The organism is Rhodanobacter sp. FW102-FHT14D06 (assembly GCF_043950705.1).
Taxonomy (GTDB): Bacteria; Pseudomonadota; Gammaproteobacteria; order Xanthomonadales; family Rhodanobacteraceae; genus Rhodanobacter.
In genome coordinates, this window is sequence record NZ_CP170722.1 from 3,558,403 (window position 1) to 3,575,388 (window position 16,986).

15 protein-coding genes are annotated in these 16,986 nt (G+C 69.3%); 11 read left to right on the plus strand and 4 right to left on the minus strand.

Annotated elements, in window-relative coordinates; translation table 11 throughout:
* Positions 1-60: 60 nt before the first annotated feature.
* The 6 genes from ACFCQI_RS16060 to ACFCQI_RS16085 all read left to right on the plus strand — a co-directional run bounded on the left by ACFCQI_RS16060 (position 61) and on the right by ACFCQI_RS16085 (position 5,763).
* Entirely contained in the window at positions 61-1,596 is a 1,536-nt protein-coding gene (locus ACFCQI_RS16060; protein WP_395118374.1) for an aldehyde dehydrogenase family protein, read from the plus strand.
* A 94-nt stretch (positions 1,597-1,690) separates the two neighbouring features.
* Positions 1,691-1,999, plus strand: a complete 309-nt coding sequence (locus ACFCQI_RS16065; protein WP_395118375.1) for a DUF4190 domain-containing protein — start codon at positions 1,691-1,693, stop codon at positions 1,997-1,999.
* Positions 1,993-2,763: an SDR family NAD(P)-dependent oxidoreductase gene (locus tag ACFCQI_RS16070; RefSeq protein ID WP_395118377.1), complete on the plus strand. Its 771-nt coding sequence runs from the start codon at positions 1,993-1,995 to the stop codon at positions 2,761-2,763. The genes ACFCQI_RS16065 and ACFCQI_RS16070 overlap by 7 nt, the downstream gene beginning before the upstream one ends.
* A gap of 77 nt (positions 2,764-2,840) precedes the next feature.
* The gene (locus ACFCQI_RS16075; RefSeq protein ID WP_395118379.1) at positions 2,841-3,887 is read left to right on the plus strand and encodes a quinone-dependent dihydroorotate dehydrogenase; all 1,047 of its coding nucleotides are present in this window, start codon (positions 2,841-2,843) and stop codon (positions 3,885-3,887) included.
* 10 nt (positions 3,888-3,897) lie between these two features.
* A complete protein-coding gene (murB, locus tag ACFCQI_RS16080; RefSeq protein ID WP_395121384.1) occupies positions 3,898-4,926 on the plus strand; it encodes a UDP-N-acetylmuramate dehydrogenase in 1,029 nt (342 codons plus the stop codon).
* A 312-nt stretch (positions 4,927-5,238) separates the two neighbouring features.
* A complete protein-coding gene (locus ACFCQI_RS16085) occupies positions 5,239-5,763 on the plus strand; it encodes an energy transducer TonB (RefSeq protein WP_395118381.1) in 525 nt (174 codons plus the stop codon).
* Positions 5,764-5,809: 46 nt separating this feature from the next.
* Here the strand turns inward: ACFCQI_RS16085 and ACFCQI_RS16090 are convergent, their stop codons facing one another.
* From ACFCQI_RS16090 to ACFCQI_RS16100, 3 genes are all read right to left on the minus strand, one after another.
* A complete protein-coding gene (locus tag ACFCQI_RS16090) occupies positions 5,810-6,682 on the minus strand; it encodes a ribonuclease H-like domain-containing protein (RefSeq protein ID WP_395118383.1) in 873 nt (290 codons plus the stop codon).
* A 2-nt stretch (positions 6,683-6,684) separates the two neighbouring features.
* On the minus strand, positions 6,685-9,108 hold the full coding sequence (locus tag ACFCQI_RS16095; protein ID WP_395118385.1) for a DEAD/DEAH box helicase: 2,424 nt from the start codon (positions 9,106-9,108) through the stop codon (positions 6,685-6,687).
* Between the two features lie 120 nt (positions 9,109-9,228).
* Positions 9,229-10,224 carry a LysR substrate-binding domain-containing protein gene (locus ACFCQI_RS16100; protein ID WP_395118387.1) on the minus strand — a complete coding sequence of 332 codons (996 nt, stop codon included), beginning with the start codon at positions 10,222-10,224 and terminating at the stop codon, positions 9,229-9,231.
* Positions 10,225-10,515: 291 nt separating this feature from the next.
* Between ACFCQI_RS16100 and cysG the strand changes: the two genes are divergently transcribed.
* From cysG to ACFCQI_RS16125, 5 genes are all read left to right on the plus strand, one after another.
* Positions 10,516-11,982, plus strand: a complete 1,467-nt coding sequence (gene cysG / locus ACFCQI_RS16105) for a siroheme synthase CysG (RefSeq protein WP_395121385.1) — start codon at positions 10,516-10,518, stop codon at positions 11,980-11,982.
* 76 nt (positions 11,983-12,058) lie between these two features.
* Positions 12,059-12,997 (plus strand): cysteine synthase A, encoded by a 939-nt coding sequence (gene cysK, locus ACFCQI_RS16110; protein WP_395118389.1) that lies wholly within the window; start codon positions 12,059-12,061, stop codon positions 12,995-12,997.
* An 80-nt stretch (positions 12,998-13,077) separates the two neighbouring features.
* Entirely contained in the window at positions 13,078-13,662 is a 585-nt protein-coding gene (locus ACFCQI_RS16115; RefSeq protein ID WP_395118391.1) for a TMEM175 family protein, read from the plus strand.
* A 155-nt stretch (positions 13,663-13,817) separates the two neighbouring features.
* Positions 13,818-14,366: an isochorismatase family protein gene (locus ACFCQI_RS16120; RefSeq protein ID WP_395118393.1), complete on the plus strand. Its 549-nt coding sequence runs from the start codon at positions 13,818-13,820 to the stop codon at positions 14,364-14,366.
* The gene (locus ACFCQI_RS16125; RefSeq protein ID WP_395118395.1) at positions 14,314-15,315 is read left to right on the plus strand and encodes a GlxA family transcriptional regulator; all 1,002 of its coding nucleotides are present in this window, start codon (positions 14,314-14,316) and stop codon (positions 15,313-15,315) included. The genes ACFCQI_RS16120 and ACFCQI_RS16125 overlap by 53 nt, the downstream gene beginning before the upstream one ends.
* 6 nt (positions 15,316-15,321) lie before the next feature.
* Here the strand turns inward: ACFCQI_RS16125 and ACFCQI_RS16130 are convergent, their stop codons facing one another.
* Positions 15,322-16,890, minus strand: coding sequence for a phospholipase D family protein (locus ACFCQI_RS16130; protein WP_395118397.1), 1,569 nt, complete (start codon positions 16,888-16,890; stop codon positions 15,322-15,324).
* Between the last annotated feature and the right edge of the window lie 96 nt (positions 16,891-16,986).

Here is a 16,986-nt window from a genome sequence, read left to right on the forward strand (position 1 = left end):
ATGGCCAATTGCCTACTTCATCCACGGCGCCAGCGGGCGCCGCACGACCAGGAGCCACGTATGTCGCATGCCATCCTCAAGTCGCTCGGTATCGGTACCGAACATTCGGGTACCTATCTCGGCCAGGGCGAGTGGTCGAAGACCACCGACGCCGGCGCCCTGCAGCCGGTGAATCCGGCCACCGGCGAGGTGATTGCGACGGTGCATGCCTCCAGCGCTGCCGACTACGAGGTCATCATCAAGCGCGCGCAGGAAGCGTTCAAGGTGTGGCGCACCACGCCGGCGCCGCAGCGCGGCGAAGCCGTGCGGCTGTGCGGCGAGGCGCTGCGCAAGCACAAGGACGCACTGGGTTCGCTGGTCGCGCTGGAGATGGGCAAGATCAAGCCCGAGGGCGACGGCGAAGTGCAGGAGATGATCGACATCGCCGACTTCGCGGTCGGCCAGAGCCGCATGCTGTACGGCTACACCATGCACTCGGAGCGCGCCGGCCACCGCATGTACGAGCAGTACCACCCGCTGGGCATCGTCGGCATCATCAGCGCGTTCAACTTCCCGGTCGCGGTGTGGGCCTGGAACGCGATGCTGGCTGCCGCCTGCGGCGACATCTGCATCTGGAAGCCCTCGCCGAAAACGCCGTTGTCGGCGATCGCCGCGATCAGGATCTGCAACGAGGCGCTGAAAAACGGCGGCTACCCCGACCTGTTCTTCCTGTTCAACGACGCCGGCAGCGACCTGGCGCAGGCCTTCGTCGACGACAAGCGCATCCCGCTGATCAGCTTCACCGGCTCGACCAAGGTCGGCCGCATGGTCGGCGAGCGCGTGGCGCAGCGCATGGGCCGCTCGCTGCTGGAGCTGGGCGGCAACAACGCGATCATCCTGGACGAGTCGGCCGACCTGAAGCTGGCGATTCCGGGCATCGTATTCGGCGCGGTCGGCACCGCCGGCCAGCGCTGCACCAGCACGCGCCGCCTGTTCGTGCATGAATCCATCCACGACAGCGTGCTCGACACGCTGGTCAAGGCCTACAAGCAGGTCGAGGGCAAGATCGGCGATCCGACGCTGGCCACCACGCTGATGGGCCCGTTGAACAGCCAGGACGCGGTGCAGGGTTATCTCGCCGCGATCGAGAAGGCGAAGGCGGCTGGCGGCACGGTGGCCACCGGCGGCGCGGCGCTGACCGACCGCAAGGGCAACTTCGTGCTGCCGACCATCATCACCGGCCTGAAGAACGCCGATGAAGTCGTGCAGACCGAAACCTTCGCGCCGATCCTCTACGTGATGAAGTTCAAGCATCTCGACGAGGCGATCGAAGCGCAGAACGACGTGCCGCAGGGCCTGTCCTCGGCGATCTTCACGCAGAACCTGAAGTCGGCCGAGAAGTATTTGTCGGCGGCCGGTTCGGACTGCGGCATCGCCAACGTCAATATCGGCACCTCCGGCGCCGAAATCGGCGGCGCGTTCGGCGGCGAGAAGGAAACCGGCGGTGGCCGCGAGTCCGGCTCGGACGCGTGGAAGGTCTACATGCGCCGCCAGACCAACACCATCAACTACTCCGATTCGCTGCCGCTGGCGCAGGGCATCAAGTTCGACCTGTAGGTACCGGCAACAGGCTCGCGGCCGGTTCGCCGGCCGCGGGCGATCACGCTACGATGCTCTCGACGCCGACCCGGCGCATTCCGCGAGCAAGCCGATGAACGATCCCGTGTCCTATCGCGCCGCCGCCCCGACCAGCACGCTGGCAGTGGTGAGCCTGGTGTTCGGCATCCTGGCCTGGTGCGTGCTGCCGTTCTTCGGCGCGGTGGTGGCCATCGTCTGCGGTCACCTCGCGCGCAGCGAGATCCGCAACAGCCACCCGGAGCACCGCCCCGAAGGTGACGGCATGGCGGTTGCCGGGCTGGTGCTTGGCTACGTGCAACTGCTGCTGTCGGTGCTGTTCGTGTCCTTGGTGATCGCGGTGCTGTTCTTCGGTTTCGCGCTCGGCGGCTGGCACGGATGGTGAGTGCGCCGCCGCCGTTCGATTTTCATGGCTGGCGCGTGCTGGTGGCCGGCGGCAGCCGCGGCATCGGCCGCAGCATCGCGCTGGGTTTCGCCCAGGCCGGCGCCGCGGTGTCGATCTGCGCACGCGGCGCGGCGGCACTGGAGGAAACGCGCCTGCAGATCGCCGCCCACGACGTGACCGTGCACGCGCAATCCGTCGACCTGGCGCAAGCGACGGCCATCCAGGCCTGGGTCGACGACGCGGCGAGCGCGCTGGGTGGCATCGACGTGCTGGTCAACAACGCCAGCGGCTACGGCTTCCGCGACGAGGACGAGGACTGGCTGGCCAACTTCAACGTGGACCTGATGGCGGCCGTGCGCGCCTCGCGGGCCGCGCTGCCGCACCTGGCCGGGTCGGCGCATCCGTGCATCCTGCACACCAGTTCGATCTCCGCGCTGCGGCCGCGTCCGGGCGGCCCGTCGTACGCGGCGATGAAGGCTGCGCTGAGTCATTACACGACCTCCCAGGCGCAGGCCCTGGCGCCCCGGCGCATCCGCGTCAACGCGATTGCGCCCGGGTCGATCGAGTTTCCCGGTGGCCTGTGGGACCAATGCCGCAAGGATGATCCGACGCGCTACGCCGAGGTGCTGGCGAAGATCCCGTTCGGCCGCTACGGCACGCCGGCAGAGGTCGCGCACGCGGCCTTGTTCCTCGCCTCGCCATGGGCCGGCTGGATCACCGGCCAGACCCTGGTGGTGGACGGCGGCCAGCTGCTGGCCGGCTGAGCGTGACCCGGCCGCCTTCGGCGCGCTGTCCGGCACGCTAAACTGCGCGACATTCCACCACTGCCGGCGTTATCGACTTGGCCCTCTACGACATCCTGCGTCCGCTGCTGTTCTCGCTCGAGGCGGAGTCGGCCCACCGGCTGACCCTGTACGGGCTGGGCGTGGCCCAGCGCAGCGGTTTCGCCCATCGCCTCGCCACCGTGCCGGCCGACCTGCCGGTGCGTGCGTTCGGCCTCGAGTTTCCCAATCCGGTCGGCCTTGCCGCGGGGCTGGACAAGAACGCCGAGCATCTCGATGCGCTGAACACACTGGGTTTCGGCTTCATCGAGGTGGGAACGGTCACGCCGCTGCCGCAGCCTGGCAATGCGAAACCGCGCCTGTTCCGGCTGCCCGCACACGAGGCGATCATCAACCGCATGGGCTTCAACAACGGCGGTGTCGACGCGCTGGTGCGCAACGTGCAGCAGTCGAGCTACCACGGCGTGCTCGGCATCAACATCGGCAAGAACAAGGACACGCCGAACGACAGGGCGGTCAACGACTACCTGGCCTGCCTGACCAAGGTGCATGAGCTGGCCAGCTACGTCACGGTGAACATTTCCTCGCCCAACACCCAGGGCCTGCGCGACCTGCAGGAACAGGCCACGCTGTACAAGTTCATCTCGCTCCTGCGCGCCGCGCAGGAACGGCTGGGCTCGCAGCACGGTCGGCGCAAGCCGATGCTGCTGAAGATCGCGCCGGACCTCTCCGGGGTCGAGCTCGATGCGATGGCCGAGGTGCTGCTGCGTACCGGCATCGACGGCGTGATCTGCACCAACACCACGACCGACCGCGCCACGGTGGCGGACGACCCGCGCGGCGGCGAGGCAGGAGGGCTCTCCGGCAAGCCGCTGTTCGAGCGTTCCACCGCCGTGCTGGCCGGCATGCGCCAGCGCCTGGGTGAGCGCATCCCGCTGATCGGCGTTGGCGGCATCCTCGACGGCAGCGACGCGGTGGAAAAGCTCGACGCCGGCGCCTCGCTGGTGCAGCTCTATTCGGGCCTGATCTATCGCGGCCCGCACCTGGTGGCCGAATGCGTCAACGAGATCCGCCGCCAGCGCGAGGCGTCAGTCGATGGCGTCTGAGCGCGTGGACATGGGCGGCTACACGCTCACCGAGAACGCGTCGCTGGCGCGGCTCAACACCTTGCGCGTCGATGCCCGGGCGAACCTGCTCGCCGACATCCGCGATGCGGGAAAGTTGCCCGAACTGCTGGACTTCCCGGCGATCCGCCAGAGGCGGCTGCTGGTGCTCGGCGAGGGCAGCAACGTGCTGTTCACCGACGATTTCCACGGCACCGTGCTGCGGATGTCGACGCGCGGCGTGCAAGTTGAAAGTGACGGCGACAGCGCGCGCATCGCGGTGGCCGCGGGCGAGCGCTGGGACGATTTCGTGCGCTGGACGCTGGGACAGGGCTACGCGGGGCTGGAGAACCTGATCCTGATCCCCGGCACCGTCGGCGCCGCACCGATCCAGAACATCGGCGCCTACGGCTGCGAGGTGGCCGAGTTCATCGAAAGCGTCGAAGCCTGGGACCTGCGCGAGCATCGCGTGGTGACGCTGGACCACGCCACCTGCGCGTTCGCCTATCGCGACTCGCTGTTCAAGCACGAGCCCGGCCGCTACATCGTCACCGCGGTGCGCTTCGTGCTGCCGCGCAGCCGGCCGTTGCGCACCGACTACGCCGGCATCGACGAGGAACTGGCGCGGATGGGCGTGGACAAGCCTGCGCCGTTCCACGTCGCCGAGGCGGTGGTACGCCTGCGCACGCGCAAGCTGCCTGACCCCGCGGTGATCGGCAACGCCGGCAGCTTCTTCAAGAATCCGATCGTCGATGCTTCCGTGGCGGAAGCATTGCAGCGCGAGCACTCCGACCTGCCGGCCTGGCCGCAGCGTGACGGTCGCCGCAAGATTTCCGCCGCGTGGATGATCGAGGCCGCTGGCTTCAAGGGGCTACGCGAAGGCGACGCCGGCATCTCCAACCGCCACGCGCTGGTGCTGGTCAACCACGGCCACGCCAATGGCCCGCAGTTGTGGGCGCTGGCGCAACAGGTGATGGACGGCGTGCACGGGAAATTCGGCGTGCGGCTGGAGCCGGAACCGGTGGTGATCGGCGCGGGCTGAGTCCGTGCCATCCGGGCTCCGCCCGGCGCCTTGTGTCGTTTTGCCTGAGCGCAAGTGCGCAGGCCCGGGGGCCAAGGGTGGTGCATTGCGCGTGCACTTCGACGCCGCTTGCTGTCCCAAGTCGCGCTCAGTGCGAACGGGGGGTGTGGTGGCCCATGCCGTTCTCCCTGAGTGCAGGCCCGCGGGGCCGAAGTCGAAGGGTGGGGCGCCGGTATCTTCGATCCTTCCCGTATTGCACACGGGCAGGTGCCCTGTCATTTTGACGCGCGGGCGACGGGTCGCCCCAACCGCATTCTGATTCGATCATGGAGGTTGGACATGCAGGTGTCGTCGAGCTGGCCGGTGCTCGTGTTGTGGACCTTCGTTGCCACCGTGGTTTGCGGCTGCAGTACGCAAGAGGAACGCAAGCCGGTTGGGGAGCCCCGGACCAGTTACGCGGAGATGGCGGCGCCTGCGAGCGCACCGCATTACACCTTGCAACCCGGGGATACGGCGGTGAAGCCCGTGCTGGACAAGCAGGTCTCGCCGGTGTACCCGCCCACCCTGGTTCGCCCGGGCGCTGCGCCGGTCACTGTCGTGGTGCAGCTGGTGATGGACGAGAACGGCCGCGTCCAGACCGTGCACCCGCAGCCCGGCACTGCGGATGGTCCGGCGCATGCCTTGTTCGAGGCTGCAGTCGAGCAGGCGGCCATGCAATGGACGTTCACGCCGATGTGGGTGCGGCATCCGCGGGGCGATGGCACGTATGAGGTGACGCAGAAACCTTTCAGCCTCTGGTACGTATTCGATTTCAAGATGGCAGGCGGCAAGCCTGTCGTCGAATCGGGCAGGCGCTGACGACTGCTCGCCGCGCGACGCGGAATACCCCCGCGCCGCCCGCCGGTCATGGTGCCCGCAGGTTTGCCATGTGCAGCAGCACCCCGGCCAGGCTTTTCAGATCCTGCGCGTTGTGCGCGGCGACGCGGCGCAGGTTGCGGGCGGAGCCGCCGCGCAGGTAGGTGAGCCAGGCGGCGGGGGCCTCCGCGCCGGGCAGGTCGTCCTCGCGCACGACGCCGAGCAGTTGGCGCTCGGCGGTGGCGAGGCGACAGTTCGGCCACTGGTGTTTCCAGTGGCGGCGCACCGGATGCAGCAGGTCCAGGTGGCCGCGGCCGGCCAGCGGGTTCGGCAGGCGGGCGAGACGGTAGCGCGTTGCCAGCAGCGGCGCGTCGTAGCACTTGCCGTTATAGCTGACGAGCACGGTGTCCTCGTCCAGCCAGCCGGCGAAGGTGCGCAGCATGGCGGTCTCCGCCGCCATGGTGGTGATGGTGAGCTGGCGGATGCGCAGGCGGCCACCCTGCCAGTCGGCCGCGCCGATCATGAAGGCGCGGGTCCCGGTGCCGCCGGCCAGGCCGGTGGTCTCGGTGTCGAAGTGCAGCAGGCGATCGTGGTGCACGGGTTCCATGCGGGCGAAGCCGGCGTCGATGACCGGCGGCGGAACGAGCCAGTCGGCAAACGCCTCGGTGTAGCGCAGGCCGGGGGAAAGTTCGAAGCCGGGCACCTCGCGGTCGCGGGATGACGGCACCGCGGCGGTGCCGCGCTTGAGCCGGGCGTGGCGCTGGAGCAGCCGGCGCAGCTCGGGCGCCATCGCGGAAGGGGGCGGCGCGACGCGGGGGGTTCCCGGCGTCGCTGCATCCAGCGCATGGCGGGCAGGCACGGCGACATGGGCATGTCCCGCCTCGGTGCGCAGCTGGCGCAGCTTCGCGATGAGCGGGTTCACGCTCACAACGCCACCAGCAGCGCGAGCACGCGCAGGGCGAGGGCCTTGGGCGTGGCGACGGCCGGATCGTCGGCGGTCTGCTCGTCCGTCGCCAGTACCGGGCCGACACAGGCGGGGCAGCCGGCGCGGCAGTCGCAGCGTTCGATCAGGCTGACCGATTGCGCCAGCAAGTCCTCGCGACGCCGGAACAGCGGTTCGCTGTGGCCGATGCCGCCGGGGAACGCGTCGTACAGGTAGACGGTGGGCGTGAACGGCGCATCCGGCGCCAGCGCGGCGGGCTGGCCATCGCTGCCGCGCAGCTGGCCGCGACCGTGGAGGTCGGTGCTGGCGAACCAGGCGCCGTCGCCCGAGCCCACGGCTTTCTGCAGGTCGCGCGCCTCGGCCATCACCGCCACGGTGGCGACGATGTGCAGCGCGTAAGCCGCGCCGAGGAAACCGTCGAGCGCCTGCTGGCGTTGCTCGAACGCGGCTTCCAGCACCATCTGCGGCAGCTGCCACCACACCGCCGTGGTGTGCAGTTCCTGGTCGGGCAGGTTGACCGGGCCGTAGCCGATGTTCTCGTGCGAATAGAAGCGGATCTTCTTGTAGCCGGGCACCCGGCGCACCACGTGCACCTCGCCGTGATGGGCCTGACCGCAGCCGGCGTGCGCGCTGTCGAAACAGTCCAGCACCTTGAGCCGGGTGTAGTCGATGGCGTCGGTGTAGTAGTCGACGCTGGTGCGCGTGACGTAGGCCTTGCGGCCTTCCCAGTCCAGCTTCTCCACCTGGTAGGGCAGCGACTGGACCATGTGGATCGCGCCTTCGTACAAGGTGACCGCGGCGGCGGAGTAGTCGACTTCGGCGATGATGGTCTGGCGGCCGTCGGTGCGGTCGACCACCACGAAGTTGCCGTCGGCCACCGAGCGCAGCGACACCGCGATGGCCGGGTAGCTGTCGGCGATCCATTCCCAGCGATCGCCCTCGCGGTGCAGCACGCCTTCCTCGCGCAGCAGGTCGAGCCACGGCGTGGCGACCTCGGTGCCGAACATCTCGTCGCCGGTGAACGGCAGCTCGAACGCGGCGCAACGGATGTGGTCGAGCAGGATCAGCGGTTGATCGGGCTGGATGCGCGCGTGCTCCGGCGAAGCGCCCTGGAAGAACTCCGGGTGGCGCACCAGGTACTGGTCCAGCGGGTCGGAGCTGGCCACCAGCACGCCCAGCGCCGATTGCTGGCGGCGCCCGGCACGACCGAAACGCTGCCACGTCGCGGCGACGGAGCCCGGGTAGCCGTTCAGCACCACCGCGTCGAGGCTGCCGATGTCCACGCCCAGTTCCAGCGCCGAGGTGCTGACGATGCCGTCGATGCTGCCCTCGCGCATCGCGCGCTCGGCGGCGCGGCGCTCCTTCGGCAGGTAGCCGCCGCGATAGGCGCGGATGCGCGGGCGCTTGCGCGGATCGTGGTCGAACACGTCCTTGAGGTACTTGGTGAGCACCTCGACCATGCTGCGCGACTGGGCGAACACCAGCGTCTTCATGCCGCTCTTGATCGCCAGCCGCGCGATGCGGTTGGTCTGCGAGCGCGCCGAGGCGCGCAGACCAAGGTCGGGGTTCACCACCGGCGGGTTCCACAGCAGCACGTGCTGGTCGCCGGTGGGTGCACCGCTTTCGGTGATTGCGGTGACCGCATCCTCGATCAGCGCCTCGGCGTGTTCCCGCGGATTGCCGATGGTGGCCGAGCACAGGATGAACTGCGGGGTGACGCCGTAGAACGCGCAGACACGCTTGAGCCGGCGGATCACGTTGGCCACGTGCGAGCCGAACACGCCCCGATACGTGTGCACCTCATCGATCACCACGTAGCGCAGGTTCTCGAAGAACTGCGCCCACTTGGTGTGATGCGGCAGGATGCCCTGGTGCAGCATGTCCGGATTGCTGACCACGATGTCGCCATGCAGGCGGATCGCCTGTCGCGCATCGCCGGGCGTGTCGCCATCGAAGGTGAATGCCTTGACCCCCAGCGCGCCGGCCCGGTTCAGCTCCAGCAGCTCGGCCACCTGGTCCTGCGCCAGCGCCTTGGTGGGGAACAGGTACAGCGCCTTGGCGTGATCGGTCATGGCAGCGCTGATGACCGGCAGCGTGTAGCACAGCGACTTGCCCGAGGCGGTGGGCGTGACGATGGCCACGTGCGCGCCCGCCCGCGTGGCTTGCCATGCCTCGGCCTGATGGCTGTAGAGCTGCTCGATGCCGCGCGTGCGCAGCGCCCCGGCCAGCGCATCGGGGAGATCGTCGGGCAGCGGCGCGAACGTGCCCTCCCGACCGGGCACCACGAAGGCGCCGGTGATCCGCGCGGCATAGCGCTTCGACAGCCGCCGGGCCAGGCTGCGGCCGTCGCCCGGCCCGTCCAGCACGAGGTCGTCGCTGGCGTAGCGGTCGGGTAATGTGTTCATCGGCAGGCTCCGCGCGAAGGTCCGCGGATTAGGCCGCGTGCGCGTCTCACCGGGTGAGATGGCGCGTGGCCGTCAGGGCATCGTCAGCCGTCCTTGCGGGAGCGGGCCCGACCAGGAGCGTCAGGCGACTTGCGCGGCAGGCGACCGCTGACGTTCGCGCCAGTGCGGCACCTCGGCCCAGCCGTCGCGCGGTGGTTCGCCGGCCAGCGCGCGGCGCAGTTCGTGGCGACCGAGATGGGGTGCAAACTGGTGGATGAAGGCCAGCGTGTACTCACGCGGCACGCTGTCCCGGCGCAATACCACCCAGGTCGTGCACGGCGCGAACAACGCATCGGCGGGCAGCGCGAGCAGGTCGGCGTCGCCCGGCTGCATGGCCATTTCGGCGAGGATGCCCACACCCATGCCGGCGCGCACGTAGGTCTTGATCAGGTCGGCGTCACCGGCAGTCATCGCGATCTGCGGTGACAGCCCGGCCTCCTCGAACGCGCGGCGCAAGGACGACTCCGGCCGCAGCGAGGAGTCGTAGCTGACCAGCGGCAGGCCCGCCAGCTCGGTCAGCGTGGGCGCGGCGGCGCGCCGCGCCAGCGGATGGTCGCGCGGGGTGACGATCACCCGTTGCCAGCGATAGGCGGCAAACGCCATGCCGACGGCCGGCGCGCTGCCGGCGCTGCTGATAATGGCCAGATCGACCTGACCGGCTTCCAGCCGGGCCAGCACGTCGGCGTCGCGGGTCGGCTCCAGATGCACGCTGACCTGGGGGAAGCTGGCATTGAGCGCGGCGATTGCCGCGGGCAGGGCGAAGCGAGCCTGGGTATGCGTGGTGGCGATGCGCAGCTCGCCGTGGGCCTCGTTGCGCAGGTTCGCGGCGATCGCGCGGATGTTGGTTGCCTCGGCCAGGATGATCCGCGCCCGTTCGATCACCTGCTCGCCCGCGTGGGTCACCGCATCCAGGCTCTTGCCCTTGCGCACGAAGAGCTGAAAACCCAGCTCGTCCTCAAGCTGGCGCAGCTGCTTGCTGAGACCGGGCTGGGTGGCATGCACGCGCTCGGCCGCCAGGGTGATGTTGAGGCCGGAGTCGGCGATGGCGATGAGATGGCGCAGCTGGGTAAGCGTCATGGGCAGGAGTCCGTGGGCGATGGTCGGGGGACGGATGGGCGATGCAGCTGCGCATACATCGTGCAATCCCCCGGCCGCCGGCGTGACGAGCCCCTGGCCGGTCGTCACGGATACCCTTGTCGATGGAATGACATACTTTCATATTGGACGTCTATACGTCCATTCGTGTTGCATGTCAATCGGGCCTTCCGGTCATGCCGCGACGGCATAAGCACCAAGGCACAAATCATTTGTGGTGCCGGTGGCGGCTTCGTAGCGTAGGCGAACCCCTTGCTCCGGCCATTCCTGCGCATGAAGCTCTACCCGATCTTTGCCTCGTTGTCGCAGCGCGCCGTGCTGGTGGTCGGTGGCGGCGCGGTGGCCGAGCGCAAGGTGGCAGCACTGCTGCAGGCTCGGGCGCAGGTGACGGTGAACGCGCCCAGCCTCACGCCGCGCCTGCAGCGCTGGGTGCGGCAGGGCCGTATCGCCCATCGCACCGATCCGTTCCGCGAGAGCTGGCTGGAGCGCGTGTGGCTGGTGGTGGCGGCCACGCCCGATCGCGAGATCAACGCGCTGGTGGCCAGTGTGGGCGAGTTGCGCCGGATCTTCGTCAACGTGGTCGACGATGCGGCGCTGTCCAGCTTCCACGTGCCGGCGGTGATCGACCGCGCACCGCTGACCATCGCGATCTCCAGCGGCGGCGAGGCGCCGATGCTCTCGCGCCTGCTGCGCGAGCGGCTGGAAGCGCTGCTGGATGATTCGCTGGGCGCGCTGGCCCGGCTGATGGCCCGGCTGCGCCCGCGCATTCGTGCCCGTTTTCCCGCACTGGCGGCGCGACGCGCCTTCTACGACAGCCTGCTGGCCGGGCCGGTGGTGCAATTGTTGCGCCAGCAGCGAGATGGCGAGGCGCAGGCGGCGGCGGAACATGCTCTCGCCGACGCGCCGTCGCCGGCCACCGGTTCGGTGGTGCTGGTGGGCGCCGGCCCCGGCGATCCGGGCCTGTTGACCTTGCGTGCATTGCGCGCGCTCAACGAGGCCGACGTGATCCTGCACGACCGGCTGGTCGGTGCCGGCGTGCTGGCGCTGGCCCGGCGCGATGCCGAGCGGATCGAGGTCGGCAAGCAGGCCGGCCGGCACCACACCACGCAGGAGGCGATCCACGCCTTGCTGCTGGAGCATGCGCGTGCCGGCAAGCGGGTGGTGCGGCTGAAGGGCGGCGACCCGTTCGTGTTCGGTCGCGGCGGCGAGGAGCTGGAGTTTCTGCACGGCCACGCGATTCCTTTCGAAGTGGTGCCCGGCATCACCGCCGCCGTGGCCTGCGCGGCTTACTCGGGGGTGCCGCTGACTCATCGCGAGCGCGCCCAGTCAGTGCGCTTCGTCACCGCGCATTGCCGCGATTCGCACGACACCGTGGACTGGCCTGCGCTGGCGCAGGAGCGGCAGACGCTGGCGATCTACATGGGCGTGAACGAGCTGGCGACCCTGCAGGCGCGCCTGGTCGAACACGGCCGCGCTGCGTCCACGCCGTTCGCCCTGATCGAAAACGGCTCGCTGCCGAACCAGCGCGTAGTCTGCGGCGTGCTGGGCAACCTTGCCGAGCGAGCCGCAGCCCACGCCGTGAGCTCGCCGGCGCTGCTGATCCTGGGCGAGGTGGCCGCCTTGGCGCCGTCGCTGGCCTGGTTCGGCGCCGCCCCGCTGGGCGCGACCGTGCACGCCTTGCCCGCCGCCGCGGCGGCGCGCGATGGCGTGCTCGAGGCGATCCATCGCGCCGCCTGTTGACCGATCCCGAATCGGCGCATCATCTGCCTTCGTCCATGCGCCCGTTCCTCACGCCCGATTCCCCGAGGAGACACCCATGATCTACGACAACATCCTGGACACCATCGGCCGCACGCCGATCGTGAAGCTGCACCGCCTGGCGCCCGCACACGTGAGCATCTACGTGAAGATCGAGGCGTTCAACCCGGCCGGTTCGGTGAAGGACCGACTCGCCCTGGCGATCATCCTGGACGCCGAGCAGCGCGGCACGCTCAAACCCGGGCAGACCGTGGTGGAGGCCACGTCCGGCAATACCGGCGTGGCGCTGGCCGCGGTGTGCGCGGCGCGCGGCTATCCGTTCGTGGCGGTGATGTCCGACACGTTCTCGCTGGAGCGGCGCAAGCTGATCCGCGCCTATGGCGGCAAGGTGGTGCTCACCCCCGGTGCGGCACGCGGTACCGGCATGGTGGAAAAGGCCGCCGAACTGGCGAAACAGCATGGCTGGTTCCTCGCCGACCAGTTCGAGAACCCGGCCAACCCGGCCTACCACCGCCAGACCACGGCGGCCGAAGTGCTCGGCGACTTCGCCGGCCGGCGGCTGGACTACTTCGTCAGCGGCTGGGGCACCGGCGGCACGCTCACCGGCGTGGGGGAGGTGCTGAAAGTGGCTCGGCCGCAGGTCAAGGTGATTGGCGCGGAGCCGGCCGGCGCCTCGCTGCTCGGCGGCAAGGAGTGGCAGCCGCACAAGATCCAGGGCTGGACGCCGGACTTCGTGCCCGCCGTGCTCAATGCCAAGGTGGTCGACCGGATCGTCACCGTCGACGACGTGGTGGCGCGCGACACCGCGAGGGAACTGGCCCGGCGCGAGGGTATCTTCACCGGGCTGTCCTCCGGCGGCACGCTGGCCGCGGCGCTTGAAGTGGCGAAGGACGCGCCGGCCGGATCGGTCCTGCTCGCGATGCTGCCCGACACCGGCGAACGCTACCTGTCGACCTTCCTGTTCGAGGGCGTCAACGAGGGTTCCGACGAGGTTTGAGCGCGGCTGCATGGCAACCGGGGCTCGCGCCCCGGGGCGCCTCGTCGGATACTCGACTTCGATCGATCCCGGGGGCGACGATGCACAAGAACCGACTCGAGGCGTTCAGCGACGGCGTGCTCGCCATCATCATCACCATCATGGTGCTGGAGATGAAGGTGCCGCACGGCGAGACGCTGGCGGCGCTGCTGCCGATGGCGCCGGTGTTTCTCAGCTACGTGCTGAGCTTCGTCTACGTGGGCATCTACTGGAACAACCACCACCACATGCTGCAACTGGCCGGCCCGGTCAGCGGCGCGGTGTTGTGGGCCAACCTGCATCTGCTGTTCTGGCTGTCGCTGCTGCCGTTCGCCACCGGCTGGATGGGCGAAAACCACTTCGCGCAGGGGCCGACGGCGCTGTACGGCGTGGTGCTGCTGATGGCGGCGCTGGCGTACTGGATGCTGCAACGCGCGCTGATCCGCGCCGAGGGCCGGGCATCCGCGCTGGCCCGCGCCGTCGGCGGCGACTGGAAGGGAAAACTCTCGCCGGTGATCTACGCCAGTGCCATCCTCGTCTCGTTCCGCGCCGCGTGGATCGCGCAACTGCTGTATGGCGTGGCCGCCCTGCTGTGGCTGGTGCCGGACCGGCGCATCGAACGGGTGGCGGGACGGGCGCCGCACTGAGGCGGGTTCTGCCGGCGAGATTGGCCGGCGAGGGTTGGCCGGCAAGTTTGGCCGGAAAGGGTTGGCCGGATCGGTCCGCTCCGGGTCCGGTGCAGGGCTCGTCGAGGACGCAGCGGCTGCCTAGAGTGACGGCTCCCCCATGATGGAGTCGCCCCATGTCCGACACCCCCGCCTTGCTGGTCATCGACGTGCAGCAATCGTTCCTGCAGGCACCGTACTGGCGCGAAGACGACCTGCCGGCGTTCCGCGAGAAGTTGTTGCAGCTGATCGACGGCGCGAGCGCCCGCGGCTGGCCGATCGTGCGCATCCTGCACGAGGAGGCCACCGGTCACTTCAGTGTGGCGTCGGGGCTGGTGCAGCCGATGGCGTGGGTGCCGCAGGTGCACGACACGGTGTTCCGCAAGCAGGTGCACAACGCGTTCACCGGCACCGGCCTGCAGGCATGGCTGCGCGAGCGCGGCATCGGCCGCGTCATCATCAGCGGCATCCGCAGCGAGCAATGCTGCGAGACGACTGCCCGGGTCGCTTCCGATCTCGGCTTCGACGTCGATTACGTCACCGAGGCGACGCTGACCTTTCCGATGGTCCATGCCCGCAGCGGCACTCGCTACGATGCGCAGGACATCAAGCAACGCACGGAACTGGTTCTGGATGGACGCTTTGCCCGCATCCGCACCGTCGATGACGTCCTCGCCGATCACTGAGGTGTGCTTCGTGCTGCCGCCGGACCTGATCCTGCTGGATCTGGCCGGTGCCGCCGACGCCTTTCGCATTGCCGCGGCGATGGGCTTGCCGGTGCGCCTGCGGCTGATGGCGCCGGTGGTGGCGGGTGAGGCGGCACCAACCGCGCTGGGCGTCAGTCTTGCCGGCGTCGAACCGCTGCCGGCGAAGTTGCCCGAGCACGTGCTGATCGTGGTGTGCGGTGCCACCGGCAGCACCGCGCGCCTGTTGTCGTCGGCGGCCGGCAAGGCGCTGGTGGCCTGGTTGCGGCGCCATGTCGTCGCTGGCCGACCGCTGGCCTGCGTCTGTTCCGGCGCGCTGCTGGCGGCGGCCGCCGACCTGCTCGACGGGCGGCGCTGCACCACGCACCACAGCCTGCTCGACGAGCTGCGCCAACTGGCGCCGGCGGCCGAGGTGCTGGACAGCCGCGTGTTCGTCGAAGACGGCGAGGTCTGCACCAGCGCCGGCATCACCGCCGGCATCGACCTCGCGCTGCACCTGATCGCCAGGCTCGGCTCGCCGCGCCTGGCCGTCGCCGTGGCGCGGGAAATGGCCGTCTACATGCGCCGCGCCGCCGGCGACCCGGCGCTGTCGCCGTGGCTGGAAGGGCGCAACCACATGAACATGGCCATCCACCGCGTGCAGGATGCACTGCTCAAGGCGCCCGCGCAGGACTGGCCGCTGGCGCGGCTGGCCGACATCGGCCACCTGAGCGTGCGCAGCCTCACGCGCCACTTCCGCGAAGCCAGCGGCATGTCGGTCAACCGCTACCACGCGCGCCTGCGGCTGGCGCTCGCGCGGCAGGCGCTGGCCAACGGCGACAACGTGGAGCGGGCGGCCGAGTGCGCGGGCCTGGGTTCGGCGCGGCAGCTGCGCCGGTTGTGGGCAGCACATGCCGACGACCGTCCGGCGTCGGTGCGGTCACGCGCTTGAGCGGGCCTAGAGCAGGCTTTCCAGCGGCAGCAGCTTGAGCATCTGCACCTCGACCCGGCGGCCGGTGGTGGCGCCGGGGTCGTGGTCGTAGGTCACCGGCTTGCCGTGTTCCGTGGCCTGCCATTGCATGGCGCCGCCATGCGCCGAGCCGTCCTGCTTCAGGATCACGCGGTAGGCCTGCTCGGGCAGCGTGGCGCTGTCGAAGAACGCGGTGACCGCCGCGGCCAGCAGCGGACAGTCGACGATGATGCCCATCTCGGTGTTGAGCAGCTTCGAGCGCGCGTCCATGTTCATCGAGCCGATGAACACCTTGCGCCGATCCACCACGATGGCCTTGGCATGCAGGCTGACGCCGGAGGAGGTGCCCCCGGTGGTGACCCGTTGCGGCGCACCCGCGGCAGGTCGCAATTCGTACAGCTGCACGCCGCTCTCCAGCAGCGGTCGGCGATAGCGCGAGTAGCCCGAGTAAACGATCGGCTCGTCGTTCGAGGCCAGCGAATTGGTCAGCACCTTGACCGTCACCCCGCGCCTGGCCAACGCATCGAGATAGGCCGTGCCGCGCTCGCCGGGGATGAAGTAGGGCGAGATCAGCAGCAACTCGTGCTGCGTGCCATCCGCCATCGCCTTGATGTCCGGGCCGATGCGCAGCTCGGGCTGGTCCTCGGTCGCCTCGATCTTGGCCGGCTGGTCGGCCACCAGCGTGGCCGGCCCCCAGAACCACTGGCCTTTGCGGTCGGCGGAGGCGCCGTAGGGCAGGGCGTCCAGCGTGGCCTGGGCGTAATCCGATTGCGCGAACGCGCGCGCATCGTGCGCCAGTTCGGTCCGCAGTTTCGCCAGGTCGACATGATCGGCATGCTTGCCATGGAATGCCTTCACCGGATAAGCCGCGTCGCAGTTCCAGTACTCGTCGAAGGCATGCGAGGCCTGTGGCACCACCGGGCCGATCGCGATCAGGTCGAGGTCGCGGAAATGGGTGTCCTCGCCCGCGTCGAAGTATGCATCGCCGATGTTGCGTCCGCCGACGATCGCCACGTTGCCGTCGGCGATGAACGACTTGTTGTGCATGCGCCGGTTCAGCCGGTGCGTGTCGAGCAGGAACTGGGCAGCCTTGGAGAATACCGACGGCTTCTTCGTGGCGAACGGGTTGAACAGGCGCACCTCGATGTTCGGGTGGGTATCCAGCGCATCGAACAGGTCGATCGCCTGGCTGGCGTTGATGTCGTCCACCAGCAGGCGCACGCGCACGCCACGGTCGGCCGCGGCCAGCAGGCGCTGCGCCATCAGTCGCCCGGTCGCGTCGTTGTCGAAGATGTAGTACTGCAGATCCAGCGAATGCTGCGCGTGGTCGGCCAACGCCACGCGGCTCATCAACGCATCGGTGCTGCGGATCAGCAGGCGAAAGCCCGACTGATCCTGGTGTTTGTCCGTCTCGGCATGCACGTAGCGCGCCGCCGGCGTGCCCACGGTCGGCGGCAACGCCTTCGACACCGGCTTGACCACGGGCGCGGGCGGCGAGCAGGCCGCCAGGGCCACGCCGAGCAACACCGCGCCAAGCACTCTGATGAGTCGCCGCATGTTCACCCGCCTTCTGCTGCGTGCCGATCACGGCTTCGCGGCAATCGTCCATCGCCAGCGGCGTACTTTGCGAAGGCGGTCGTGAAATCCATGCGA

Coding starts and splice junctions, on each gene's coding strand:
- ACFCQI_RS16060 (WP_395118374.1), top strand. CDS start 61: ATGTCGCATGCCATCCTCAAGTCGCTCGGTATCGGTACCGAACATTCG.
- ACFCQI_RS16065 (WP_395118375.1), top strand. CDS start 1,691: ATGAACGATCCCGTGTCCTATCGCGCCGCCGCCCCGACCAGCACGCTG.
- ACFCQI_RS16070 (WP_395118377.1), top strand. CDS start 1,993: ATGGTGAGTGCGCCGCCGCCGTTCGATTTTCATGGCTGGCGCGTGCTG.
- murB (WP_395121384.1), top strand. CDS start 3,898: ATGGGCGGCTACACGCTCACCGAGAACGCGTCGCTGGCGCGGCTCAAC.
- ACFCQI_RS16095 (WP_395118385.1), bottom strand. CDS start 9,108: ATGAACACATTACCCGACCGCTACGCCAGCGACGACCTCGTGCTGGAC.
- ACFCQI_RS16100 (WP_395118387.1), bottom strand. CDS start 10,224: ATGACGCTTACCCAGCTGCGCCATCTCATCGCCATCGCCGACTCCGGC.
- cysG (WP_395121385.1), top strand. CDS start 10,516: ATGAAGCTCTACCCGATCTTTGCCTCGTTGTCGCAGCGCGCCGTGCTG.
- cysK (WP_395118389.1), top strand. CDS start 12,059: ATGATCTACGACAACATCCTGGACACCATCGGCCGCACGCCGATCGTG.
- ACFCQI_RS16115 (WP_395118391.1), top strand. CDS start 13,078: ATGCACAAGAACCGACTCGAGGCGTTCAGCGACGGCGTGCTCGCCATC.
- ACFCQI_RS16120 (WP_395118393.1), top strand. CDS start 13,818: ATGTCCGACACCCCCGCCTTGCTGGTCATCGACGTGCAGCAATCGTTC.
- ACFCQI_RS16125 (WP_395118395.1), top strand. CDS start 14,314: ATGGACGCTTTGCCCGCATCCGCACCGTCGATGACGTCCTCGCCGATC.
- ACFCQI_RS16130 (WP_395118397.1), bottom strand. CDS start 16,890: ATGCGGCGACTCATCAGAGTGCTTGGCGCGGTGTTGCTCGGCGTGGCC.